This is a genomic window from Rhodococcus sp. RDE2, assembly GCF_020885655.1.
GTDB classification, from domain to species: domain Bacteria; phylum Actinomycetota; class Actinomycetes; order Mycobacteriales; family Mycobacteriaceae; genus Rhodococcus; species Rhodococcus pyridinivorans.
Genome location: NZ_AP025186.1, coordinates 4376922 through 4399988 on the forward strand (window position 1 = coordinate 4376922; position 23067 = coordinate 4399988).

Sequence of the window (23067 nt, forward strand, 5' to 3'; positions counted from 1 at the left end):
ACTCCAGAACGAGTCGTGCGCGCCAGTGGAGATTCACTGGCGCGCACGACTCGTTGATTACGGCTCGTTCTACGGCGACGGCATCCCGCCGTTGACGTGGATCGTCGCGCCCACTACATAACTGGACTCAGGCGACGCCAAGAACACGTAGGCCGGCGCCAACTCGGTCGGCTGCCCCGCACGTCCGAGTGGGGTGTTCTGCCCGAACTCGGGCAGCTCTTCCTTCGGCTGACCGTCCGACGGTTGGAGGGGCGTCCAGATCGGTCCGGGCGCAACCGCATTCACGCGGATGCCCTTCTCCGCCAGCTGGGTCGCCATGTTCTTCGTGAAGTTGTTGATCGCAGCCTTCGTCGACGAGTAGTCGATCAACGCCGGCGACGGCTGGTACGCCACAATCGACGTGGTGTTGATGATCGTCGAACCCGGCTGCAGGTGCTTCAACGCCGCGCGCGTGGTGCGGAACATCGCAAGGATGTTCACCTGGAAGGTCTGCTCGAGCTGATCGTCGGGAAGATCATCCAACCCTTCGACCGCAATCTGCTTGCCGGCGTTGTTGACGAGGATGTCCAATCCGCCGAGCTGTTCGACCGCCTGATTCACGACGTCGGAGCAGAACGAGGCATCCGTCAGATCACCGGGAAGCGTGATCGCCTTACGGCCGCTCTCGCTGATGATGCGAGCGACGTTCTTTGCGTCGGGTTCCTCATCCGGCAGGTACGAGATCGCGACGTCGGCACCCTCCCGCGCGAAGGCGATGGCAGTAGCAGCGCCGATGCCCGAGTCCCCACCGGTGATCAGTGCCTTGCGTCCTTCGAGCCTGCCCGTGCCTCGGTACGAGAACTCGCCGATGTCTGCCTTGGGCACCATGTCGGCGTCGAGACCAGGCTCGGGCTGGTCCTGCTTCGGCGGCGAGATGGACGGATAGCGAGTAGTCGGATCCTGCAACTTCAGTTGATCGGTCTTATTGGTGTGCACGTCTTGCTCAGCCACGAGTACCGTCCTGCGAGTCGATGGTTTCCGAGTTGCGTGAAAGCTCGTCGCAAATCGGCTTCCCGTCACGGACCCGTCGCAAACTCGGTCATCTGCGAGGTGAGCGGCTATCCGACGTCACGGATATCGTCCTCACCGTCCTCGTCGAGCGGCGGCGGGAGCTCACGTTCGTCGCGGGCACGAACGACCAGACCGAAGACCACAGCGACGGCGACGGATAGCACCAGCCACGAGACGAGCAGCACAAAAACCCAGTTCACATGTCGAACAACGGTTCGCCGGACCAGAATGTTACCCGTGAGTAAGAACTCACCCGTGAATTCACCCCGCCTCGGCAATCAGATGCGCCCCGCCCACTGGGAAAATCCGGAGACGCAGAGACCCCGCCGGAAGGCCATGCGAGTAACCTTCCGGCGGGGTCCGATGTCACCGTGCAGGGGACGGCGACAGCCTGAGACACTACCGTGAAGTTGATCTTGGGGCGAGAATCGCTCGATCGAAGGTCAGTACGCGCCTTCGCTGGCGACGACCGCCTTCACGGTCTTCATGATGATCAGCACGTCGGAGACCATGGACCAGTTCTCCACATACGACAGGTCCAGACGCACCGACTCGTCCCACGACAGATCCGAACGGCCACTGACCTGCCAGAGGCCCGTCACACCGGGACGCACCAGCAGACGACGCTTGACCCGGCCGTCATAACTCTCGACCTCGCGACGCAACGGCGGGCGCGGACCCACCACGCTCATCTCCCCACGCACGACGTTGATGAACTGCGGCAACTCGTCGATGCTGAACCGACGCAGGACCCGACCCACACGGGTGACGCGCGGATCCTCCCTCATCTTGAACAGCAGGCCGGCACCCTCGTTCTGATCGAGCAACTTGTCGACCAACTTGTCGGCATTCTGCACCATCGACCGGAACTTGATCATTCCGAACGGAGTTCCGTCGAGTCCGATGCGCTCGGACTTGTAGAAGATCGGGCCGCCGTCCTCGAGCTTGATCAGCAGAGCGACCAGAGCGAAGACCGGGGCCAGCGCGAGCAGGGCGCCGAGCGAGAACGCGAGGTCGAACAGACGCTTCCCGCTGCGCTTCGCACCGTGATAGCTCGGCTTCTCCACATGGATCAGTGGCAACCCGGCAACCGGGCGCATCTCGATGCGCGGGCCGGCGACATCGACGACGCCCGTCGCCACCACCAGATCGGCGCGCTCGGGTTCGAGCTGCCACAGCAGGTCGCGGATGCCTTCGTGGCCGAGGGTCTCGGTGGCGGTCACCGCGACGGTGTCGGCACCCGAAGCACGCAACGCTTCGACGACGGTGCTCTCGTCGCCGTGGATCGGGATCTTCCGTCCGTCCACATCGATACTCTCGCCCGGCACACCGGAATACCGCGGCACGCACACGCCCACCACGCGATAACCCTCACCACTGCGGCGCTGGAACGTGCCGGCCATGTGGCGAACTGCGCGAGCGCCACCCACCACCAGCACCGACGTCGTGAACTCACCCTTCCGGCGCCGACGTGCGACAGCTCGTCGCCAAACCCACCGGAAGAACAGCAGTCCCGCGAGACCCACGGGCAGAGCGATGGCGAGATAGCCGCGCGCAAGCTCCATCCGGAAGATGAGCGCCACGATGGCAACGAGGCCGAAAAGATTGAGCGTCGCCGAAACGACGCGCTGGTATTCCTCGAAGCCGGCGCCGATGACCCGCCTGGAGCGGGTACGGAACAGGGAAAGGAATGCGATCCACGCCGCGCCGAACGCAACGGAGATCAGCGTGTAACTCAGCGTTCCGACGCCGTCCATGGTGACGAGCGAATCCTGCCCGAACCGCATCACATGCGCGAGCGCAATGGCCAGCACGACGACCAGAGCGTCGGTGACGAACAGAGTGTTGACGTAGGACTTCTGCCATCCCCATCTGGTGGACATCCGAGCACCGGCCGGAGCGCCGGTACTGGTGTCGATAAGCGAAAGGTCATGTGCAGCATCGTCGTTCGTGTGACGAACTGTGGTCATGACGGAAGAACCCTCATAGTGTGTCTCCTCCCCGAGACGCTTCGACGCTCGAGCACCTCCCTGCACTCGGACGTCGACAACCCCGTATATCGAAGCCGCGTCCTCCGTAGCGACTCCGATACGTTATGCGATTGAGATCGTCTCACAGAAGTGTCGCTCGCGCGCGTCAACAAAAGAGAAGTTATCGGGAAACTCGTCCGTCGGTAGCGTGCCCGGGGTCGAGATCGAGGCGCCTGAGCGTCTGCGCGTTGAGCGCGACGACGATCGTCGACGCCGACATGAGCACCGCGGCCACGGCCGGCGAGATCGCGATACCGGCGAAGGCCAGCACACCGGCCGCCAACGGAACGGCGACGACGTTGTATCCGGTTGCCCACAGCAGGTTCTGCCACATCTTGCGGTAACTCGCGTGCGAGAGCTTGATGATCGACAGCACTGCTCGCGGATCGTTCGCGGCGAGGACGACACCGGCCGACTCGATCGCGACGTCCGTGCCCGCTCCGATCGCGATACCGACGTCGGCTCGCGCGAGGGCAGGCGCGTCGTTGACCCCGTCGCCGACCATTGCGACGGTGTGCCCGCGCTTCTGTAATTCGGCGACCTTCGCGTCCTTGTGTTCCGGGAGCACTTCCGCGAACACTTCGTCGATGCCGAGATCGGCGGCCACGGCGTCGGCCACCTGCTGGGCATCACCGGTGATCATCGCGACCTTCACGCCCCGCGCATGCAGGGCGTCGACGGCCTGCCGCGATTCGTCGCGCACGGTGTCCTCGAGCGCCACCGCGCCGAGCACCCGACCGTCGGAGGCAACGTGCAGCACCGATGCACCACGTCGCACCCATCCGTCAGTGACCGCGGCGACGTCGTCGGGCACCGACAACTGCAGGGACGACAGCATGGACGGTCCGCCGATCGTCACCTCCACACCGTCGACCAGTCCGCGCACGCCGCGGCCGGGCAACGAGCGGAAGTCCGTCACCGCCATCCGCTCGGCCGACGGGACGCGGGCATCGGCGGCGGCGACGATGGCTCGCGCGACCGGGTGCTCACTGTCGGCTTCGACCGCAGCTGCCAGGGCGAGCAGATGTTCCTCGTCGATTCCCGCCGTCGCGACGACACCGGTGACCTGATGCTTGCCCTGCGTGAGGGTGCCGGTCTTGTCGAACAACACTGCGTCGACGGTGCGCATGCGTTCGAGTGCCAGCCGATCCTTGACGAGCACACCCGCGCGAGCCGCGCGTTCGGTCGAGATCGCGATCACCAGCGGAATCGCCAGACCCAGCGCATGGGGACAGGCGATGACCAAGACGGTCACGGTACGCACCACGGCTTCGTCGAGATTGCCGAGCAACGTCCACACGACAAAGGTGAGAGCACCCGAGATTGCGGCGAAATAGAAGAGGAAGGCCGCGGCGCGATCCGCCAGCGCTTGCGCGCGGGACGAGGACGCCTGGGCATCGGCGACCATGCGCTGGATGCCGGCCAACGCGGTGTCCTCCCCCACCGCCGTGATCCGCACCCGCAGCGCGCTGTCGGTGGCGACGGTGCCCGCGACCACCGTGTCGCCGACGTCGCGGGTGACGGTCTTGGATTCACCGGTGACCATCGACTCGTCGACCTCGGCGGTCCCGTCGATGACGGCGCCGTCGGCGGGCACGCGCGCTCCGGCACGCACGAGCACCACATCGTCGAGGAACACTTCGTGCAACGGCACCTCGACGACACCATCGTCGGTGACCTTCTCTGCGGTGTCCGGCAACATCGCGGCCAGTGCTTCGAGTGCACCGGACGCCGAACCCAGCGCCCGCATCTCGAGCCAGTGACCGAGCAGCATGATGACGATCAGCAGCGCCAATTCCCACCAGAAGTCCAGGTCGAAACCGCCGACCTCGAGAGTCGTGGCCCACGACGCGACGAAGGCCACCGTGATCGCCATCGCGATCAGCAGCATCATCCCCGGTTGGCGGGAACGCAGTTCGGCCCAGCCTCCGGTCAGGAACGGCACGCCGCCATAGAAGAAGATGACGGTGCCCAGCACCGGTGGGATCCACTCGACACCCGGAACATCCGGGAGGTGGTAGCCGAAGAGCTCGGCGACCATGTGGCTGAAGACCACGACCGGCACCGACAGGATCAGACTGACCCAGAACCGTCGCCGGAACATCTCGCCGTGGGCGCCGTGTCCCGCGTGACGATCGTGACCGGCGTGCTCGTGCTCGTGCGTGTGTTCGTGCACCTGCTGGGACATCGACAGCTCCTGACTCGGCCGACGGGACGAACCTACGACGCGGATCGGCTACAGAGTGGTCAACAACTGACGCATCGTGTCGATTTCCTTCTGCTGCGTGTCGGCGATGGTGCGGGCCAGCTCGACGGTCTCGGGATACTGCCCGTCCTCGATCTCGTCCTGCGCCATCTCGATCGCTCCCTCATGGTGGACGATCATCTGCTCCAGGAACAGGCGGGCCGCGTCGACACCCTGCGCGTCGGACAGTGCCTGCATGTCCTGCTCGCTCATCATCCCGTCCATGTGCGGCATGTCGTCCATACCCGGCATGTCCGAGACAGATGGCATGCCGGACATGTGGCCGTTCATTCCAGGAGCGTCGTCACCGCGCATGGGCATGCCCCATTCCTCGAGCCATGCCTCGAACTGCTCGATCTCGGGTTGTTGCTCTGCCTTGATCTGCTCGGCCAGCGCCCTCACCGGCTCCGGGATGCCGTCCTTTGCCAGCAGCATGTCGCTCATCTCGATGGCCTGCGCATGGTGCGGGATCATCATGCGCGAGAACATCACATCGTCCTGGTCGAACCGCGCGGAGTTCGCCTCGGCGGATGTCGGGGCCGAAGTGGCGGTCGCCGTGGTTGCTTCGTCGCCACCGGAATCACTGCACCCCGACGCTGCGAACGTCACCGCCAGCGCGATCGCACCGGCAGCCAGAGTCTTCTTGTTCATGATGTCCACCCTCGCGGGTGTACTCCCGGGATCCGATGGAGATCGCATGAAGATTTGCTCAAGATCTGCGGGCGCATCGTCAGCACCTCTGCGGGTGACGATGATGGATCCCATGCCTTCTTCTGCCCGTGTGACGGGACCTTCCGGCGGATCCGCACCCGTCCCGAGCTCGACCGCCCGGATGCGAGCCATGGTCGTCGAGGACGAGGGGTCGTTGGCGAAGCTGGTGGGTTCGTATCTCGAACGCGACGGCTTCGACGTGACGATCACCGGCGACGGATCCGAGGCCGTGACCCTCGCGCGGCAGGTCGACCCCGACATCCTGGTGCTCGACCTCGGCCTACCCGGACTCGACGGTGTCGAGGTGTGCCGGCAGCTGCGAACCTTCTCCGACGCGTACGTCGTGATGCTCACCGCGCGCACCGAGGAAGTCGACACCCTGATCGGCCTGTCCGTCGGGGCAGACGACTACCTGACGAAGCCGTTCAGCCCGCGCGAACTCATGGCCCGCATCCAAGCGATGCTGCGTCGTCCCCGGACCACCGCGCGGGTCGTAGCGTCCGCGAGGCGGGAGGCGCGGACGTTCGGGGAGCTGTCCCTCGACGTCGACGGACGGGAGGTCGCCGTGCGCGGCACGCCGGTCGCACTCACCCGCACCGAGTTCGACGTCCTCGCTGCCCTGGCGCAGGACCCGGGAGTCGTGTTCACCCGCGCTCAGCTCATCGCGGCCGTCTGGGGGCAGAATTGGGTCGGTGACGACCACCTCGTGGATGTGCACATCGGGCATCTGCGTCGCAAACTCGGCGACGACGCGAACCAGGGACGTTTCGTGCGCACCGTGCGGGGCGTCGGCTACCGGATGGGAACAGGGCGATGACGTCCGGCTCCCCCAGCGCGACGAGTTTCGGCACCCGCCTGTTCCTCGCGCTCGTCGCCGTCGTCGTCGGATGTGCCGTCAGCGCATGGCTCGTCGCGTCCGCTCTCGCTCCCGGGATCTTCCACGACCATCTCGGACAAGCGGGGATCGATCACGATTCGAGCCAGGCCGCCCACGTCGAAGAAGCCTTCACCTGGGCCATCGTCCTCGCGTGGGGTCTGGCGGTCGCGATCGCAGTGCTGTTGGCCTCGGCGGTCAGTTGGTACATCGCGCGTCGTATCCAGCGTTCGCTCGATACGGTGACCACCTCTACCGCGCAGATCGCCGGAGGTCGCTACGACACCCGCGTCCCCAGCCCCGACCTCGGCCACGAATTCGACGAACTGGCAACCAGTTTCAACGAGCTGGCACGATGCCTCGAAGCCACCGAAATCACAAGGCGCAGAATGCTCGCCGACCTCGGGCACGAAATGCGCACACCCATCGCCACACTCGATTCCTATCTGGAAGCACTCGAGGACGGCGTCCGCACTCTCGACGACGACACCCGGCAGATTCTGCGAGCCGCCACCCACCGGCTGAACCGCCTGGCACAGGACATCACCGCGGTCTCCCGGGCGGAAGAGCACCTCACCCGCATCCATCGGGTGCCCACTACCACCGGCACCCTCGTCGCCACGGCGGTCGACGCGGTGCGCGAGCAGTACGACGGCAAAGGCGTGACGTTGCAGGCCGAGGTCGTCGAATCTGCGCCGGTGACGGTCGATCCCGACCGGCTCGGACAGGTGCTGGCGAACCTGCTGGACAACGCCCTACGGCACACACCGGCAGGAGGAAACGTCACCGTCGCCACTCGCATCCTGGGCCGCGGCCGAACGGAGATCACCGTGACCGACACGGGCGCCGGCATCGCGCCCGATCACCTCGACCACCTCTTCGACCGGTTCTACCGCGCGGACACCGCCCGCGACCGGAATCACGGCGGCAGCGGCATCGGCCTGACGATCGCGCGGGCACTCGTCGAAGCCCACGATGGTCGCATCCACGCGCACAGTGACGGACCGGGCTGCGGAGCCCGGTTCACTCTGGAACTGCCGACGGCGAGTCAGGCGTAATTGGACAGGACGAACTCGGTCAGCCCCTTCCGGACCGCTTCGACCGCATGCTTCTGGCCGCGCTTGAGCACGAAGCCGGGAACCGGGACCTTCGGTTCGAGCGACATGGTGACGTGCACTCGCGTGCCGCGCTCGGTCGGTTCGAGTGCGTACTCGCCGTCCTGGCTGCGCTGCATGGAGCTCTCGACGAGAGTCCACGACGTCGAACTCTCTGTCCACGAATGCTCGATCGTCTGGGTGTCGGAGAAGCCGAGCAGCGACAGGGTCATGCGGATCCGGAGCGGCCGGCCGTCGTCGTCCCGGGTGAGTACCTCGACGCTCTTGTGGGCCGACGACCACTCGGGGATGCGCTCGACATCCTCGAGGGCGCGCATCACCTGCTCGGGTGTGGCGTCGATGTCGAAACGGTCGGAGACGCTGGCCGCCATGTCGGATCCTCCTCGTCGGGAAACGCGGTACAGGGACCAGATGCCCCCGGATACCGCACGGCGAAACCCCGCCGATGGTGCCGGCGGGGTTCGGTCCGTGCTGTCGATCAGCTGTCGACGCGCACCTCATCGCCGGTGATGAGGAAGGTCATCAGGTCGCTGCCGACGGTCAGCGGGCCGTCGTAGTTCTCGCGGGTGCGTTCGACGAGCATCTCATCCGAGATGCCGGGGACGCGGCCGGGGATGCCGTTGACGATGTGGCTGTAGACCGCCATCTTCGGCTGGGTCTGCTCGAAGATGTCGCCTGCCTGCTGCGGGTTCGTGTGATGCGCGTACACGCTGGGGAGCGCCGACGGATCCTCGAAGTCGGCGACCTCGTGCACCAGCACGTCGACGCCTTCACCGAACTTCAGGACGTTCTCGGTGGGAACGGTGTCGCCGCTGATGAGCACCGACTTGCCCGCATAGTCGACGCGATAGCCGACCGCCGGCTGGATCGCACCGACCGGATCGTGCTCCACGGTGAACATCGTGACGGTGACGCCGTCCTGGTCGAAGACGACACCGTCTTCTGCGAACTCGTGCGATTCGATCGGCGTGGTCGCGGGATCGACTTCCTTGTCCGCGACGCGCACGTCGATGTCGTTGCGGTAGGTGCTCTGCATTCCGTCGCCGATGTTCCGGACGCCGACGGGTCCGTAGAGCTGGAAGGCGCCCTCGCGCCCACCGAGTGCCGGGACGTAGCTGCTCATCCAGAGGTCGGACAGACCGTTGATGTGGTCGGAGTGGAAGTGGGTGAGGAAGACGGCGTCGACCTGACCGACCGGAACGCCGGCCTGCGTCAGGCGGACTGTGGCTCCGCGTCCCGCATCGAAGACGAGGTTCAGGCCGTTGGCCTGAACCAGCGTGGACATGCCGTAGCGCTCGGTGCTCGGCACCGGGCTGCCCGTGCCGAGCAGCGTCACGCGCATCTCTCCCTCGGCGGGAGCGTCGGCCGCGGGGTGGGCAGAGTCCGAGGCAGAGCCGTCCGAGACCGTCGTTTCTTGGACCGTGTCCTGAGCAGCGGATTCTCCGGTGCTGCAGCCTGCGAGGGCGAGCGCGAGCGCGAGAACACCCGACCCCACTACTGCCGCAGTGCGGAGTCGGCCGAATTCGAATGAGCGTCGTGACACCGGAGGTTCCTTCCGAGAGAATCAGAACTGTACGCACTGCGTACGTCACGAACGCTGTGCGTACATACTGTGCGGGTCATCACAGCGGAAAGTCAAATCACGGTTGGGTGTCGGAGATCGAGAACGGCCCCGGAGTCGAAACCCCGAGGCCGTTCCGATCGAGCTGCGGTCAGTTCTGCATGAGGACCTGCTGGCTCTTCACCAGCGGATACGACGCCAGTTCGCTCCCGTCGAGATCCTCTTTGTGCATGTCCACACCGGTGATCTGACTGTTCTCGTAGGTGCGGTAGTAGTAGATGCCCCTGTGGGTGTTACAGCACGACGAGTAGATGGTGATCTCGTACTTGTCGTCGAGCCGAACACATCCCCGCTGCTGTTCCACAGAACCGAGGATGTGGAAGAACTGGCTGATCGCCTCGGACTCCGAGTCGCCCGACACCGAATTCACCTTGGTGAAGGCGGCCTTGACGAAGCGCGACATCGACGACAGGTCTCCCGGCAACCCCACAGCACCGAGGCCGCGACTGTAGGTATCGAAGGGGATCTCCTTCGAGAAGCGCGGCTCGGGTGGATCGACCGACAGACTCATGTAGTTGTTGATGTTGAACAACTGGATGTCGAAGGTCGGATTGTTCGTGAGGACCTGGATCGGGTTGTCGTGGACCTTCAAGCCCTCGGCGACGGATTCGACGGTAATGGACTCGTCCCGGTCGGAAATGATCCAGTGCAGCGGGGACGGCGGGAACTCCTCACTGAACGCAATGTCGACGATGCGCACGTCCGCAAGCGCGTCCCGCACCTGCGCGACGGTCTCGAACTGCCCGAGCACCCAGGGAATGAACTCGAACGACGCGACATTCGTCCCGTCCTCCGAAACGGGCTTGTAGTCGGCATTGTCGGGGAAGTTCAGCCCCGCCATGCTCAAGCCCTTCTCGCTGGTCGCGTCGTAGTAGAGCGGATAACCATCGGCTACCGTCGCCATGCCGATCATGGCGTGATGCGTCTTCAGTGGCGGCACCCTGCGGAACTCGAACGGAAAGTTCCGCGGCGTTACCGTCACCGCTTCCCGGTAGGAGTATTCGAGATCGAGATTCCGGCCGAAGTAGTGGTCCTTGGCCGTGTAGTTGGCGGCTGTGCACATGCGGCTACCTCCGAACTGTTTCATCCACGGTATCGGCATATTCGTGGACTTATGGCGGTTCGGCCGGTACGCATACGAGAACGGCCCCGGAGTAGAACTCCGAGGCCGTTCTCCTCGCGCTTGCTCAGTAGGCGCCGTCGCTGGCGAGGACCGCCTTGACGGTCTTGCCGATGATCAGCACATCGCTCACCATCGACCAGTTCTCCACATACGACAGATCCAGGCGCACCGACTCGTCCCACGACAGATCCGAGCGACCACTGACCTGCCACAGGCCCGTGACACCCGGGCGCACCAGCAGGCGACGCTTGACCCGACCGTCGTAGGCCTCGACCTCACGCCGCAACGGCGGACGCGGACCGACCACGCTCATCTCGCCACGAATGACATTGAGGAACTGCGGCAACTCGTCGATGCTGAACCGGCGCATGATCTTGCCGATACGGGTGACGCGGGGGTCGTCCTTCATCTTGAACAACGGACCGGCACCCTCGTTCTGCGCCAGCAACGTGTCGACCATCTTGTCGGCGTTGGTGACCATCGACCGGAACTTGATCATCCCGAACGGCGTGCCATCGATGCCGATGCGCTCGGCCTTGTAGAAGATCGGACCCCGATCCTCGAGCTTGATCAGCAAGGCGACGACCGCGAACACCGGAGCCAAGGCCACCAGCGCTGCGCCGGCGAAGACCAGATCGAAGATCCGCTTCCCCGACCGCTTCGCCCCGTGATAGCTCGGCTTCTCCACATGGATCAACGGCAGACCGGCCACCGGGCGCATCTCGATCCGCGGACCCGCCACATCCACCACACCCGTAGCGACGACCAGGTCGGTGTCGAGCGGCTCGAGCTGCCAGACCAGATCGTGCAAACCGTCGCTGCCCAGGGTTTCGGTGGCGGTGACCACCACTGTGTCCGCCCCCGACAGCTCGAGCGCTTCGACGACGGAGTGTTCGTCGCCGTAGACGGTGATCTCCCGGCCGTCGACATCGATCACATCACCTGGCGCACCCGAATAACGCGGCACGCACACGCCGACGACGCAATAGCCTTCCCCGTCCTGACGGGCAAAGGTGCGAGCCATGTGCCGCACCGCCCGAGCACCACCGACCACCAGCACCGAGGTCTGGAACTCACCGCGAGCACGCTTGCGCGCGATGACCTTCCGCCACACCCACCGAGACAACAGCAAACCGGCAAGACCCACCGGCAGAGCGATAGCAAGGAAGCCACGCGCGATCTGCTGGTTGGTGATGAGCGCGATGATGGCGATGGTGCCGAACACGGCGAGCGTCGCCGAGATGACCCGCTGATACTCGTCGTAGCCGGCACCGATCACGCGACGCGACCGCGTACGGAAGACGCTCAGCGCGCCCAGCCAGGCCACGATGAGGCCGGCAGATACCACCGTGTAATCGAGCTGACCGCCACCTCCGGCGCGGAGTAGATCCTCGTAGCCGAAGCGGACGGTCTGCGCCAGGATCACGGAGAGGACCACGGTGATCGCGTCCGTGAGGCACAGCCTCTTCACGTACACGTTCTGCCACTTCCACCGGTTGACACCGGTGCCGGGCGACGCGTCCGCGGGCGCACGGTCAGGTGCGCGCCGCGGAGCGTCGGACGGGTCGAGCCCTCGATCATCGACCGTCGTCATCCCGCAGTCCTCCCCATGAATGTGCCTCCTCCCCGAGACAAAACTATTTCCCGACGAATCCGGCCCCGGCGCTGGAACCGGACTCGAGCGAGCGTTACCCGAACTATCCCTGAGAAATAACTGAGCGTTACGTGTGAATCGAAGTCTTGTCGCAGATCAGCCGGGAAATCCAGACCCTGTTCGGTAGCCGGTCATGGGATCGTGTCGTGTGTTCGGTTGAATCCCTTGGTCTTCGAGTGCATCTACCTGGTCGTAGTCCGAACGATGGGAATACGAGAAGTGATGATAATCACGTTTATGTGACGTTCTTTCCAACCCGGGACCCGATCGATTTCCCGAGATCGACGAGAGCCGGGCGCCGAATAGTGTTACTTCGAGTTTCCGAAACATCAAGCGCCCCCTGCCAGGTGGTGAGGACACCACGCGGCCCGCGCAACCCGACCGCCATGCCGATAGCCGGAGATGTGGTCGGGATAGGCTTCGGTATCGCTAGCGAGAGCCCCGAGGAGACCTGTTGAGCACCCTCCAGACCCTTGATCGCGGTCTACGCGCGCTGGACATCGTGTCGCAGCGACCAGGGGGAATCTCGATCGCGGAACTCTCGGCCGAACTGGAGGTCGCTCGGGCCATCGGCTATCGAATCGTCGCGACTCTCGAAGCACACTGGCTCGTAGCCCGAATGCATGACGGCCGGATCAGATTGGCAGTGGGAGCCGCACTACTCGGTTCGCGCTTCCGTCCCCGCTTGCGCGAGGTGACGCAACCGCTCCTGCGAGACCTGGCTCAGCAGACATCGGCCACTGCTTTCCTGTCGACCCTCGAGGGCGACGAGTGCGTAGTGATCGCGGTGGCCGAACCCGATTCGGGCATCCTCCGAGTGGGCTACCGAGTCGGCACCAGACATCCCGTGTCCAAGGGCGCGGCCGGTATCGCCATCCTTGCCGGTCGCCCCGCATCGGAGTCCGACACCGACGCGATCCGACGCGCACGCGAGGACGGCTTCAGCATCACCACCGGCGAACTCGAACACGGCGCTGTCGGCGTGGCAGCCGGCGTGCGCTCTCCCGTCGACCATGAGGGCATGGGATTCGAGGCGAGCGTCGGCGTCGTCGCGATCGAAGGTCTCGATACCGACATTGCGGCAACCGCCGTTGTGGCGACCGCCGCACGGATCAACAGCCTGCTCGATACCTGACCAGTACAGCCGCGCTCGAGGACGCCCGCTGAGGGCGTCCTTTTCTTGCCCTCAGCACAGAGATCCAACCCCGGCATTGACGCCGAGTGTGACCACCGTTACCGTCTGAATGTGCGTTCAACGAACACATATGTTCGATAAAAGTAAATTCGCAGTTCGCAGATGGAGAGCATCATGACGAGTCAGTCGATCGGCACCGTCCTCGACACCCCGCAACCCGCCGCGGAGAGCCGCTGCCCCATCGACCACACCGCCTTCACCTCCCCTACCGGCTGCCCCGTCTCCCCGCGCGCCGCATCGTTCGATCCCTTCACCGGGCCGTACCAGGTGGACCCGGCCGCATCTCTGCGTTGGTCCCGGGACGAAGAACCGGTCTTCTACAGTCCCGAACTCGGCTACTGGGTCGTCACTCGCTACGAAGACGTCAAAGCCGTTTTCCGCGACAACGAACTGTTCTCCCCCTCGATCGCCCTCGAGAAGATCACCCCGACCTCCGACGAAGCGAACGCTGTTCTGGCCCGATACGGCTATGCCATGAACCGCACCCTCGTCAACGAGGACGAACCGGCGCACATGCCGCGACGCCGCGCGCTGATGGAACCGTTCACTCCCGCCGCGCTCGCCCACCACGAGCCGATGGTGCGCCGACTGACCCGCGAATACGTCGATCGTTTCATCGATGCCGGGCACGTCGACCTCGTCGACGAGATGCTGTGGGAAGTCCCGCTCACCGTCGCCCTGCACTTCCTCGGCGTGCCCGAGGAGGACATGGACACCCTGCGCGAGTACTCGATCGCACACACCGTCAACACGTGGGGACGACCGGCTCCCGAGCAGCAGGTCGCCGTTGCCGATGCCGTCGGTAAGTTCTGGCAGTTCGCCGGCACCGTTCTCGACAAGATGCGCAAGGATCCCGACGGGCACGGCTGGATGCCTTTCGGAATCCGCGTTCAGCAGGAACAGCCGGACGTCGTCACCGACTCCTACCTGCACTCGATGATGATGGCCGGCATCGTCGCCGCGCACGAGACGACCGCCAACGCCTCTGCGAACGCCTTGCGGCTGTTGCTCGAACATCGCGACGTGTGGGAAGAGATCTGCGCCGATCCGAGCCTGATCCCCAACGCGGTCGAAGAATGCCTGCGTCATTCCGGATCGGTAGCGGCGTGGCGGCGTCTCGTCACCGCGGACACCACGATCAACGGTGTCGCCATTCCTGCCGGGGCGAAACTGCTGATCGTCAACTCGTCCGCGAACCACGACGAACGCCACTTCGACCAGGCCGACGACTTCGACATCCGGCGCGACAACGCCAGCGACCACCTCACCTTCGGGTACGGCAGCCACCAGTGCATGGGAAAGAATCTCGCGCGCATGGAGATCCAGATCTTTCTGGAAGAACTGACCCGTCGCCTGCCCCACATGGAACTGGTCCCGGATCAGGAATTCACCTACCTGCCCAACACCTCGTTCCGCGGACCCGATCACGTGTGGGTTCGCTGGGATCCGTCGCGTAACCCCGAGAGGACCGATCCGACGGTGCTGTCCCGTCAGCAGCCGGTCAAGATGGGCGAACCGTCGAAGAACACGATCGCTCGCACGATGGCCGTCTCCGGGCTCGAACGCGTCGCCGACGACATCCTCCTGATCACCCTGCGGGATACCTCCGGACGACCGCTTCCGAAATGGTCCGCCGGGTCGCACATCGACATCGACTGCGGCACCGTCTCCCGCCAGTACTCACTGTGCGGTGATCCTAACGACCGCAACACCTTTCAGGTGGCCGTCCTCCACGACACAGAGAGCCGGGGTGGATCCCGGTGGATCCACACCGAACTGTCCGTCGGCGACACGCTCCGGGTACGGGGTCCCCGCAACCACTTCAAGCTCGACCCCGACGCGAAACGGTATGTCTTCGTCGCCGGCGGCATCGGCATCACCCCGGTGATCGCGATGGCCGATCAGGTCAAGGCCGCCGGAGGCGACTACGAGATCCATTACGCCGGCCGCTCACGCACCTCCATGGCATTTCTCGACCGTCTCGCCCGCGACCACGGAGATCGGGTCCGGGTCTATCCCGGCGACGAAGGTACCCGCATGGACCTTCCCGCTCTCTTCGCCGACCCGGAAGAGGGCACGCAGGTGTACTCGTGCGGTCCCGAGCGTCTGCTCTCCGCACTCGGTGAGGCCACGGCACATTGGCCGGACGACACCCTGCACGTCGAACACTTCTCCTCCACGCTCGAAGAACTCGATCCCTCCAAGGAGCACGGCTTCGAGGTGGTGCTGAAGGATTCCGGCATCACCGTCCCGGTCGCTGCCGATCAGACAGTGCTCCAGGCACTTCGAGCCGCCAACATCGACGCGCAGAGCGATTGTGAGGAAGGCATCTGCGGCGCATGCGAGGTACCTGTCCTCGACGGCGAGGTCGACCACCGCGACCTGGTCCTCACCAAGGCCGAGCGCGCAGCCGGAAAAACCATGATGACCTGCTGCTCCCGCGCATGCGGCGACAAGCTGACCCTCCAGCTGTGACACAGCAACCCTCGAAACTGATCCGAAAGGCACGACATGACCACCATCGAGCAGTCGGGTACGCCGTCCGTCCCACCGGACTCCGGCACACCGACCACCAGAACGCCGTTCAAACGGGTTCTGGCCGGCAGCATGGCCGGCGCCGTCCTCGAGTGGTACGACTTCGCGATCTACGGCATCCTCGCCGCGACCGTCCTCGGCCCTCTGTTCTTCCCCAGCGGCAACCCGGTCGCCTCCTTGTTGATGGCCCTCGCGACACAGGGGCTCGGGTTCGTCGCCCGTCCTCTCGGCGGCATCGTCTTCGGTCATCTCGGTGACAAGTTCGGACGCAAACCCATTCTGGTTGCAACGTTCCTCATGCTGGGAGGCGCGACCGCCGCGATCGGACTGCTCCCCACCTACGGCCAGATCGGCATCTGGGCCACCGTCGCCCTGGTCGTCCTGCGCATGATCCAGGGCTTCGCCCTCGGTGGCGAGTTCGGCGCCGCAGTGATCCTGGTCAGCGAATACGGCGAACCCAAGCGCCGGGGATTCTGGGCGGCATGGCCGCAGTCCGGAGCTCCGGCCGGTACCGTCCTGGCCACCGTCACGGTGGGCATACTCGCGGTCGTCTTCCCCGGGGACGCATTCGACGACTGGGGCTGGCGCGTCGCCTTCCTCCTCGCCGTGCCGTTGCTCGTCATCGGCTTCCTGATCCGTCGGGGCGTCGAGGAATCGCCGGTCTACCGGGCCGCGCAGGAGAAGGCCGAGTCCGCCGAGAACAAGGCTGCCCGCAAGGAATCGTCCAGCATCATCGAGGCTCTGCGTAAGCCGCGCCCGCTGCTCCACGGTCTCGGCATGCGCCTGGGCGAGAACATCGCGTTCTACGTCTACACGATCTTCGTCATCGCGTACGCCACGACCTATTTCGACTACACCCGCGGCGCGATCGTCACCACCGTCGCCTTCGCATCGGTCTGCCAGTTCCTCGGAATGATCGGCGGCGGATGGTGGTCCGACCGGGTGGGACGCAAGATCGCCATGCTCGTCCCGGCCGTCTCGCTCGTCATCTGGGCGCCGATCTTCTTCTCCCTGGTGCACACCGAGAACATGACCGCGCTCGGTGTGGGTGTGTGCGTCGGCGCGCTGCTGCACGGCATGCTCGCCGGCCCGGAAGCCGCATGGATCACGGAACTCTTCCCCACCAAGTACCGCTTCGCCGGTTCGTCGCTGGTGTTCCAGGGCTCGTCGATCATCGCCGGGGCTCCTGCCCCGTTCATCGCGGTGTGGCTGGTCGACCGCTTCAGTGCCACCGCAGTCATCGTCTATCTGGTGATCACCATGTCGATCACCGTGATCGCCGTGGCCACCAGTCGCGAGACGAAGGGTGTCGATCTCGACAAGCTCGACGATCTCTACTGAGCACGCCTCATCGAGAATTGGCACGCTGAAACGAGGCTCGCGTCGGCAACACGCCCGCGCGAGCCTCGTTTCGGCGCGTCAGCTCGGGTCGGGTGTTCGTTTCAGGAAACTGAAGAAGCCAGGCGTGTGCACCTCACGAAGGCGCGTGAGCTTGCGGTAGGAGATCAGCCAGACACCGTCGACCTTGCGGTACTCCTCGTGGTAGTGACCCCACCCGTGCAGCGACTCCTCGACGCCGTCGTTGTCCCACCACAGCTGGTCCTCCATCGCCCAGATGCCGCGGGCCGTGGTGGCGGATTCGAGGACGATCTCGGGACAGTGCCCGTGGTGCGCCGAGGTGATCGACACGGACCCGTCGAGGAAGTTGCTGATGGCGCGGGTGAGTGCCTCGCGACCCACCACGCGACCGGCCTCTTCACCGGTGCGGGGCTGCTTGTCGCTGGGAAGTCCGCCCCACGTCTCGCTCACCACGTCCTCGGTGTGCAGAGTGGGGTACAGCTCCCACTGCTTGGTGTCCATCACCCGCAGCCGAGCTGCGAAGACCTGCTGGATCTCGTGGATGGCGAGAAGCTGTTCGGCCGCAGACAGATCACTGATCGGGCGGGCCGTGGTCTCGGTCATGGCGATCCTTCCGGAGCAGGCGGTCACCGGCCTGTCTACCGGCCATCGGACGCAATCTCCTGCAACGTCCCGCTGATCGGAACAACAGCCGGCCCGCCGAAGGGGGCGGACCCCATCCGCGTTGCCCGGATGTCCCGTTCAACGGAAACATCGGTGCGCGATCACATCACGGGCTGGGACTGTTCGATACGCCACACCTGCACAGCGCAGGTCACTCCGTTACGCGGAGCACCCCCCTCCCACACAGTCCCGGCTCACAGCAGCCGATCCCAGGAAGAGTCACCGTCATGGGTCAGGTATTGGACAGGATCATGCAGCACGCGGACGAGATCCGCGCCGAGGGTGTCGAGGGCGACAAGCTCATGCGCCTCACCGACACCACCGCGAAGCGCCTGCGTGACTCCGGCATCATCCGCACCTTCCAGCCGAAAGAGTACGGCGGCTTCGAAGGCCACCCGCGTGAGGCGGCCGAGACCATCATGGCGCTCGGTGCACTCGACGGCGCGACGGGCTGGGTCGCCGGCATCGTCGGCGTTCATCCGTGGGAGCTCGCCTTCTTCGACCCCAAGGCCCAGGAGGAGATCTGGGGCGAGGACAACGACATGTGGATGGCGTCGCCGTACGCACCGATGGGTGTCGCGGTGCCCGTCGACGGGGGTTACATCCTCAACGGCCGCTGGTCGTTCTCGTCGGGTACCGACCACTGTGGTTGGGTCATGATCGGCGCTGCAGTCGGCGACAAGGACGGCAACCGCACCGGGCAGGTCCTGCACGTGCTGCTCCCCCGCTCGGACTACGAGATCGACGCGGACAGCTGGAACGTCATCGGGTTGCGCGGCACCGGGTCGAAGGATCTGATCGTCAAGGACGCGTTCCTGCCCGAGTACCGCACGATCGACGCCGACATCGTCCTGAGCGGAAACGGCTGGCGGCACGCGGGTCGCGACGAGACGCTGTACAAGTTCCCCTTCTCGTACATCTTCCCGCTGGGCATCACCTCGTCGCTGATCGGCATGACCGAGGGTGCGCTGGCCTGCTACGTCGCCGCACAGAAGGAGCGCGTTCAGGTCACCGGTGTCCCCATCAAGGAGGACCCGTACGTCCTGTTCGCGATCAGCGAGGCAGCCGCCGAGATCTCCGCGTCGCGGCTCGCGCTCCTCGAGACCGTCGACCGGTTCTGGGACAAGACCGACCGCGGTGAGGAGATCAGCTTCGAGGAGCGCGCCATCGGCCGGCGCACCCAGATCTCGTCGGCGTGGCGTGCGGTGCGGGCGATGGACGAGATCTTCGCGCGTGCCGGTGGCGCGGCGGTGCACCTGAAGACGCCGATGCAGCGCTTCTGGCGCGACGCGCACGTCGGCCTGACCCACGCCATCCACGTGCCCGGCATGATCTACCACTCCGCAGCCCTCACTCAGCTCGGCGGCGACCCGCAGGGTCCCTACCGCGCAATGATCTGATCCCCTTCGACATTCGAGGACGACGACATGACTGAACTGAGAGGTCTCGGTTACCTCCGCATCCAGACCCAGGACGTGCCGCGCTGGCGCGCCCTGCTGCTCGACGGGCTCGGCATGGCCGAGGGGACGGGCCCCGAGGCCGACGGCTTCTACGCCCGCGTCGACGAGCGCCGCTCGCGCATCCAGGTGTTGCCCGGCCATTCCGACAAGGCACTGGCCGTGGGCTGGGAGGTGCGTGACGAGTTCGCGCTCCAGCGCGTGCGTGAGGCCGTAGAGAAGTCGGGACGCACCGTCGAGGTGCTCTCGCACAAGGAAGCAACCTACATCGACGCCGAGGGCGCCATCGCGTTCGAGGATCCGGCCGGAACCCGCCTCGAGGTGTTCTTCGGTCCGGTGCTCGACCACAGTCCGGTCGTGACGCGGTTCGGTGGACGCTGGGTGACCGACGGCCTCGGCCTGGGGCACGTCGTACTGCCGACGGCGAACTTCGCCGAGACGTACGAGTTCTACACGCAGGTGCTCGGTTTCCTGCCGCGCGGCTCGATCCGTCTCGACGAGGACGGTCTCGTGCGCGTCCGATTCCTCGGCATCAACGAGCGGCACCACAGCCTCGCGCTGTGCCCGGCTCCGCCGAACGAGGAGCCCGGACTGGTGCACCTGATGACCGAGGTCGACACGCTCGACGCGGTCGGTCAGGCGCTCGACCGGGTGAACAAGCTCGACTTCTCGATCTCGTCGACGCTCGGCCGGCACACCAACGACAAGATGATCTCGTTCTACGTTCGTGCACCCGGAGGCTGGGACCTGGAGTTCGGCACCGAGGGCATGCTCGTCGACGAGCGTCACTACACGTCCGAGGAGATCACCGCGGACGCGTACTGGGGCCACGACCAGTCGGGATCCGAGCCGCTGAAGGCGTTCCTGCCACCCACTGCCTGACACCCCTCGGTCCGTCCGACGAATGCACCGCGACTTCCGGTCGCGGTGCATTTTCGTTGTTCCTGAAATTCGTTCTTTCGGGAAGCTCCGAGTGGCGCTACAGTCGTAGCTACTCATTGATCGGTCGATCAATCAACGAACATGCCACGGAGAAGACCATGCCCGAAGTCCTCCCCACCCCCACATCCGTCATGGACCGCCTCGACCTGCTGCTCGAACCGTTCCGCGACACGGACGGCCTCACCCTCACCGAGCTGTGCCGACGGACAGGCTTCCCCCGTTCGTCCGCTCATCGGATGCTTCTCCAACTCGTGCGGGTCGGGTGGATGCGTCGCAGCGGCACCACCTATCACCTCGGCCCGAAGATCGTCGAGCTAGGCGCCCTCGCGCAGGCACACGACCGCATCCACAGCGCCGCTCTCCGCTCGATGTACGCGCTGCACCGCGAGACCGGACTGGCCGTCCACCTGACCGTCCTCGACAACGATCAGGTCGTCTACCTGGAGAAAGTGAGTGGCGCGCAGGTCACCGACAGCACGTGGGCGGGCCAGCGGCGCCCTGCCGAGGACACTGTCGCCGGCCTGGCACTGCTGGCCCGACGCGACGGATCCCACCCCGCCCTGACGGGCAGCAACGGGCACTCGATCGTCGGCGGTGTCGTACACGGGGGCGAGTGCTTCCGGCACGCCGTCGCCGCCTTCGCTGCGGGCGACGGCGAGATCGCCGCGCTGTCGCTGGCCGGCCCGGTCGAGGCGAGCAGGGAGGACGCGGTCCGGCGGTTGCGTCGGGCAGCCGACCATCTGGAGACGACTTTGACCGCGTGACGCCACACCCCGTCAACCGATCTGCTGATCAATCGATCAGTCGATGATCTCGATGCATTGCGAGGATCCTATGACACTCGACGACGAGTTCTCCAACGCCTTCATCGCCCGCGTGGCCGGACTGCTGGACGAGTTCCACACCGGCAATCGGCTCACCCTCTCCGAGCTCTCGACTCGCACGGGTCTGCCACGCTCGTCCACCCATCGCTTGCTCACCCAGCTCATCGAGCACGGCTGGGTGAGCAAGCGCGGTAAGACCTACGCTCTCGGACGCACACCCCTCGAATGGGGCGCGTTGGCGCGGAACCACGACCGCCTGCACCGAGCAGCCCATCCCGTCCTGCACGACCTGCATTCGGCGACGGGTCTCGTCGTGCATCTGGCCGTCCTCGACGGGGGCGACGTGCGCTACGTCGACAAGATCGGACGTGGACCCCTCGTGCTCCCTTCGCGCATCGGCGGACGGCAGCCGGCACATCGCACCGCACTCGGAAAAGCCCTTCTGGCCCACACCCGACTACACGCCTCTCCTCCTGCAACAGGATGCACGCACCCCGCTGCTCCGAGGGCTGAGAATCTGCTGCCCCGCAACGAGATCGCACGCATTCGCGAACGGCACGTCGCACACGAGCGCGAGGAATCGGCACCGGGTGTCGCGTGCGTGGCGGCGCCGATCGGAAACGGGCAGATATGCGTGGGAGCACTGTCCGTGACAGGTCACGTCGACACCGTCGACACCGTCGGCCTGGCCACCCCGGTCCGGCTCGCGGCGCGGGCGGTGTGGCGCGCCCTGTCCCCGAGCGATTCTCGGCCACATCTCGGTCGATCGGTGGGTCAGCGCACCAACGCCTGACCACCGTCCACCGGGAGTGAGTGGCCCGTGATGTAGCGGGCGGCCTCACTGCACAGGAAGACGACGGCGGGCCCGATGTCGGTTTCGGGATCGCCGAGTCGACCGAGCGGAATCGAACTCGCGTACGCGGCCGCTTCTTCCGGCTCGCGTTCCGCCCACTCCTGCATGGCTACCGAATCGGCGAGCGGCAGAATCGAATTGACGCGGATGCCGTCCGCCGCCCACTCACAGGCGGCGGTGCGGGTGAGAACCCGGATCGCTTCCTTCGCAGCGGCGTATCCGCCCGTACCGGAGGGGTTCCACCGGATGCCGGCCGCCGACCCGAGATTGACGATCGATCCACCGCCACGCAGGTACGGATGACAGGCCCGCATCATCCGCCAAGTGGCGGTCGGACCGGACTCCATACCGTCGCGGTACACGGCTTCGGCGAGTTCCAGCAGCGTTCCCGGAGCGGGTGTTTGCGCGTTGTTGACCAGGATTGTGAGTCCACCGAACTGTGTAACCACCTCGGCGACGGTCGCATCCACCGCTGCCGGGTCGGTTACGTCGCACACGTACGGCACCGCACGACCACCCCGAGCTTCGATCTCGACCACAGTGGCGCCGATCGTCGTTGCGGTACGACCCACCACGGCAACCGAGGCTCCGGCGGCGGCGAGCGCGAGCGCAATCCCCCTCCCGATACCCTGACCCGCGCCGGTCACGAGAGCTGTGGCACCTGCCAGCGGCATAGCGGGAACGATCGGGTCCATCCGGGACACGGCCATGCACACTCCTGAAGACATGAAAGACATCAACCCATTGATCGGTTGATCAATGGGTGTGGCAGAATACGGTCCGAACCAGGCCTGTACGGGCCTTACGAGAGGACAA

At 65.3% G+C, this 23067-nt stretch carries 20 protein-coding genes; 9 read left to right on the top strand and 11 right to left on the bottom strand.

Annotated elements, in window-relative coordinates:
- Window positions 1-69 precede the first annotated feature (69 nt).
- The 5 genes from LPH33_RS20270 to LPH33_RS20290 all read right to left on the bottom strand — a co-directional run bounded on the left by LPH33_RS20270 (window position 70) and on the right by LPH33_RS20290 (window position 5976).
- The gene (locus LPH33_RS20270; protein WP_229565677.1) at window positions 70-990 is read right to left on the bottom strand and encodes an SDR family oxidoreductase; all 921 of its coding nucleotides are present in this window, start codon (window positions 988-990) and stop codon (window positions 70-72) included.
- Between the two features lie 107 nt (window positions 991-1097).
- Window positions 1098-1250 carry a hypothetical protein gene (locus LPH33_RS20275; protein ID WP_162836411.1) on the bottom strand — a complete coding sequence of 51 codons (153 nt, stop codon included), beginning with the start codon at window positions 1248-1250 and terminating at the stop codon, window positions 1098-1100.
- A gap of 243 nt (window positions 1251-1493) precedes the next feature.
- On the bottom strand, window positions 1494-2933 hold the full coding sequence (locus tag LPH33_RS20280; protein ID WP_229565678.1) for a sugar transferase: 1440 nt from the start codon (window positions 2931-2933) through the stop codon (window positions 1494-1496).
- A 268-nt stretch (window positions 2934-3201) separates the two neighbouring features.
- Window positions 3202-5268: a heavy metal translocating P-type ATPase gene (locus LPH33_RS20285; RefSeq protein ID WP_229565680.1), complete on the bottom strand. Its 2067-nt coding sequence runs from the start codon at window positions 5266-5268 to the stop codon at window positions 3202-3204.
- A gap of 48 nt (window positions 5269-5316) precedes the next feature.
- Window positions 5317-5976: a DUF305 domain-containing protein gene (locus LPH33_RS20290; protein WP_229568422.1), complete on the bottom strand. Its 660-nt coding sequence runs from the start codon at window positions 5974-5976 to the stop codon at window positions 5317-5319.
- Window positions 5977-6166: 190 nt separating this feature from the next.
- Between LPH33_RS20290 and LPH33_RS20295 the strand changes: the two genes are divergently transcribed.
- Window positions 6167-6853: a response regulator transcription factor gene (locus tag LPH33_RS20295; RefSeq protein WP_308189514.1), complete on the top strand. Its 687-nt coding sequence runs from the start codon at window positions 6167-6169 to the stop codon at window positions 6851-6853.
- Window positions 6850-7968: a sensor histidine kinase gene (locus LPH33_RS20300; protein ID WP_229565682.1), complete on the top strand. Its 1119-nt coding sequence runs from the start codon at window positions 6850-6852 to the stop codon at window positions 7966-7968. Before LPH33_RS20295 ends, LPH33_RS20300 begins: the two co-directional genes overlap by 4 nt.
- Here the strand turns inward: LPH33_RS20300 and LPH33_RS20305 are convergent.
- From LPH33_RS20305 to LPH33_RS20320, 4 genes are all read right to left on the bottom strand, one after another.
- Window positions 7959-8396, bottom strand: a complete 438-nt coding sequence (locus LPH33_RS20305; protein WP_219129453.1) for an SRPBCC family protein — start codon at window positions 8394-8396, stop codon at window positions 7959-7961. The genes LPH33_RS20300 and LPH33_RS20305 overlap by 10 nt on opposite strands.
- Before the next feature lie 107 nt (window positions 8397-8503).
- Window positions 8504-9568, bottom strand: coding sequence for an MBL fold metallo-hydrolase (locus LPH33_RS20310; RefSeq protein WP_229565683.1), 1065 nt, complete (start codon window positions 9566-9568; stop codon window positions 8504-8506).
- Between the two features lie 169 nt (window positions 9569-9737).
- A complete protein-coding gene (bsh, locus tag LPH33_RS20315) occupies window positions 9738-10709 on the bottom strand; it encodes a choloylglycine hydrolase (RefSeq protein WP_229565685.1) in 972 nt (323 codons plus the stop codon).
- Between the two features lie 124 nt (window positions 10710-10833).
- A complete protein-coding gene (locus LPH33_RS20320; protein ID WP_229565687.1) occupies window positions 10834-12363 on the bottom strand; it encodes a sugar transferase in 1530 nt (509 codons plus the stop codon).
- A gap of 514 nt (window positions 12364-12877) precedes the next feature.
- On the opposite strand from LPH33_RS20320, the gene LPH33_RS20325 reads away from it, so the two are divergent.
- The 3 genes from LPH33_RS20325 to LPH33_RS20335 all read left to right on the top strand — a co-directional run bounded on the left by LPH33_RS20325 (window position 12878) and on the right by LPH33_RS20335 (window position 17494).
- Window positions 12878-13558, top strand: a complete 681-nt coding sequence (locus tag LPH33_RS20325; protein WP_229565689.1) for an IclR family transcriptional regulator — start codon at window positions 12878-12880, stop codon at window positions 13556-13558.
- 174 nt (window positions 13559-13732) lie between these two features.
- On the top strand, window positions 13733-16093 hold the full coding sequence (locus LPH33_RS20330) for a cytochrome P450/oxidoreductase (RefSeq protein ID WP_039585059.1): 2361 nt from the start codon (window positions 13733-13735) through the stop codon (window positions 16091-16093).
- A gap of 36 nt (window positions 16094-16129) precedes the next feature.
- On the top strand, window positions 16130-17494 hold the full coding sequence (locus LPH33_RS20335; protein WP_229565691.1) for an MFS transporter: 1365 nt from the start codon (window positions 16130-16132) through the stop codon (window positions 17492-17494).
- Between the two features lie 78 nt (window positions 17495-17572).
- On the opposite strand, the gene LPH33_RS20340 is transcribed toward LPH33_RS20335, so the two are convergent.
- On the bottom strand, window positions 17573-18115 hold the full coding sequence (locus LPH33_RS20340) for a nuclear transport factor 2 family protein (protein WP_229565692.1): 543 nt from the start codon (window positions 18113-18115) through the stop codon (window positions 17573-17575).
- Window positions 18116-18402: 287 nt separating this feature from the next.
- On the opposite strand from LPH33_RS20340, the gene LPH33_RS20345 reads away from it, so the two are divergent.
- From LPH33_RS20345 to LPH33_RS20360, 4 genes are all read left to right on the top strand, one after another.
- A complete protein-coding gene (locus LPH33_RS20345) occupies window positions 18403-19575 on the top strand; it encodes an acyl-CoA dehydrogenase family protein (protein ID WP_229565694.1) in 1173 nt (390 codons plus the stop codon).
- 27 nt (window positions 19576-19602) lie between these two features.
- Complete coding sequence (gene bphC, locus LPH33_RS20350; protein WP_064060353.1) at window positions 19603-20514, top strand: biphenyl-2,3-diol 1,2-dioxygenase; 912 nt, start codon at window positions 19603-19605, stop codon at window positions 20512-20514.
- Window positions 20515-20672: 158 nt separating this feature from the next.
- Complete coding sequence (locus LPH33_RS20355) at window positions 20673-21338, top strand: IclR family transcriptional regulator (RefSeq protein WP_229565695.1); 666 nt, start codon at window positions 20673-20675, stop codon at window positions 21336-21338.
- Between the two features lie 70 nt (window positions 21339-21408).
- Window positions 21409-22191: an IclR family transcriptional regulator gene (locus LPH33_RS20360; protein WP_064060352.1), complete on the top strand. Its 783-nt coding sequence runs from the start codon at window positions 21409-21411 to the stop codon at window positions 22189-22191.
- Here LPH33_RS20360 and LPH33_RS20365 read toward each other — a convergent pair.
- A complete protein-coding gene (locus LPH33_RS20365) occupies window positions 22173-22961 on the bottom strand; it encodes an SDR family NAD(P)-dependent oxidoreductase (RefSeq protein ID WP_229565696.1) in 789 nt (262 codons plus the stop codon). The genes LPH33_RS20360 and LPH33_RS20365 overlap by 19 nt on opposite strands.
- Window positions 22962-23067: the final 106 nt, after the last annotated feature.

What these genes read in the sequence shown, in the direction of transcription:
- LPH33_RS20360 (WP_064060352.1), top strand. Translation starts at nt 21,409, where the DNA reads ATGACACTCGACGACGAGTTCTCCAACGCCTTCATCGCCCGCGTGGCC.
- LPH33_RS20285 (WP_229565680.1), bottom strand. Translation starts at nt 5,268, where the DNA reads ATGTCCCAGCAGGTGCACGAACACACGCACGAGCACGAGCACGCCGGT.
- bphC (WP_064060353.1), top strand. Translation starts at nt 19,603, where the DNA reads ATGACTGAACTGAGAGGTCTCGGTTACCTCCGCATCCAGACCCAGGAC.
- LPH33_RS20345 (WP_229565694.1), top strand. Translation starts at nt 18,403, where the DNA reads ATGGGTCAGGTATTGGACAGGATCATGCAGCACGCGGACGAGATCCGC.
- LPH33_RS20355 (WP_229565695.1), top strand. Translation starts at nt 20,673, where the DNA reads ATGCCCGAAGTCCTCCCCACCCCCACATCCGTCATGGACCGCCTCGAC.
- LPH33_RS20340 (WP_229565692.1), bottom strand. Translation starts at nt 18,115, where the DNA reads ATGACCGAGACCACGGCCCGCCCGATCAGTGATCTGTCTGCGGCCGAA.
- bsh (WP_229565685.1), bottom strand. Translation starts at nt 10,709, where the DNA reads ATGTGCACAGCCGCCAACTACACGGCCAAGGACCACTACTTCGGCCGG.
- LPH33_RS20300 (WP_229565682.1), top strand. Translation starts at nt 6,850, where the DNA reads ATGACGTCCGGCTCCCCCAGCGCGACGAGTTTCGGCACCCGCCTGTTC.
- LPH33_RS20320 (WP_229565687.1), bottom strand. Translation starts at nt 12,363, where the DNA reads ATGACGACGGTCGATGATCGAGGGCTCGACCCGTCCGACGCTCCGCGG.
- LPH33_RS20335 (WP_229565691.1), top strand. Translation starts at nt 16,130, where the DNA reads ATGACCACCATCGAGCAGTCGGGTACGCCGTCCGTCCCACCGGACTCC.
- LPH33_RS20305 (WP_219129453.1), bottom strand. Translation starts at nt 8,396, where the DNA reads ATGGCGGCCAGCGTCTCCGACCGTTTCGACATCGACGCCACACCCGAG.
- LPH33_RS20330 (WP_039585059.1), top strand. Translation starts at nt 13,733, where the DNA reads ATGACGAGTCAGTCGATCGGCACCGTCCTCGACACCCCGCAACCCGCC.
- LPH33_RS20290 (WP_229568422.1), bottom strand. Translation starts at nt 5,976, where the DNA reads ATGAACAAGAAGACTCTGGCTGCCGGTGCGATCGCGCTGGCGGTGACG.
- LPH33_RS20365 (WP_229565696.1), bottom strand. Translation starts at nt 22,961, where the DNA reads ATGGCCGTGTCCCGGATGGACCCGATCGTTCCCGCTATGCCGCTGGCA.
- LPH33_RS20295 (WP_308189514.1), top strand. Translation starts at nt 6,167, where the DNA reads ATGGTCGTCGAGGACGAGGGGTCGTTGGCGAAGCTGGTGGGTTCGTAT.
- LPH33_RS20280 (WP_229565678.1), bottom strand. Translation starts at nt 2,933, where the DNA reads ATGTCCACCAGATGGGGATGGCAGAAGTCCTACGTCAACACTCTGTTC.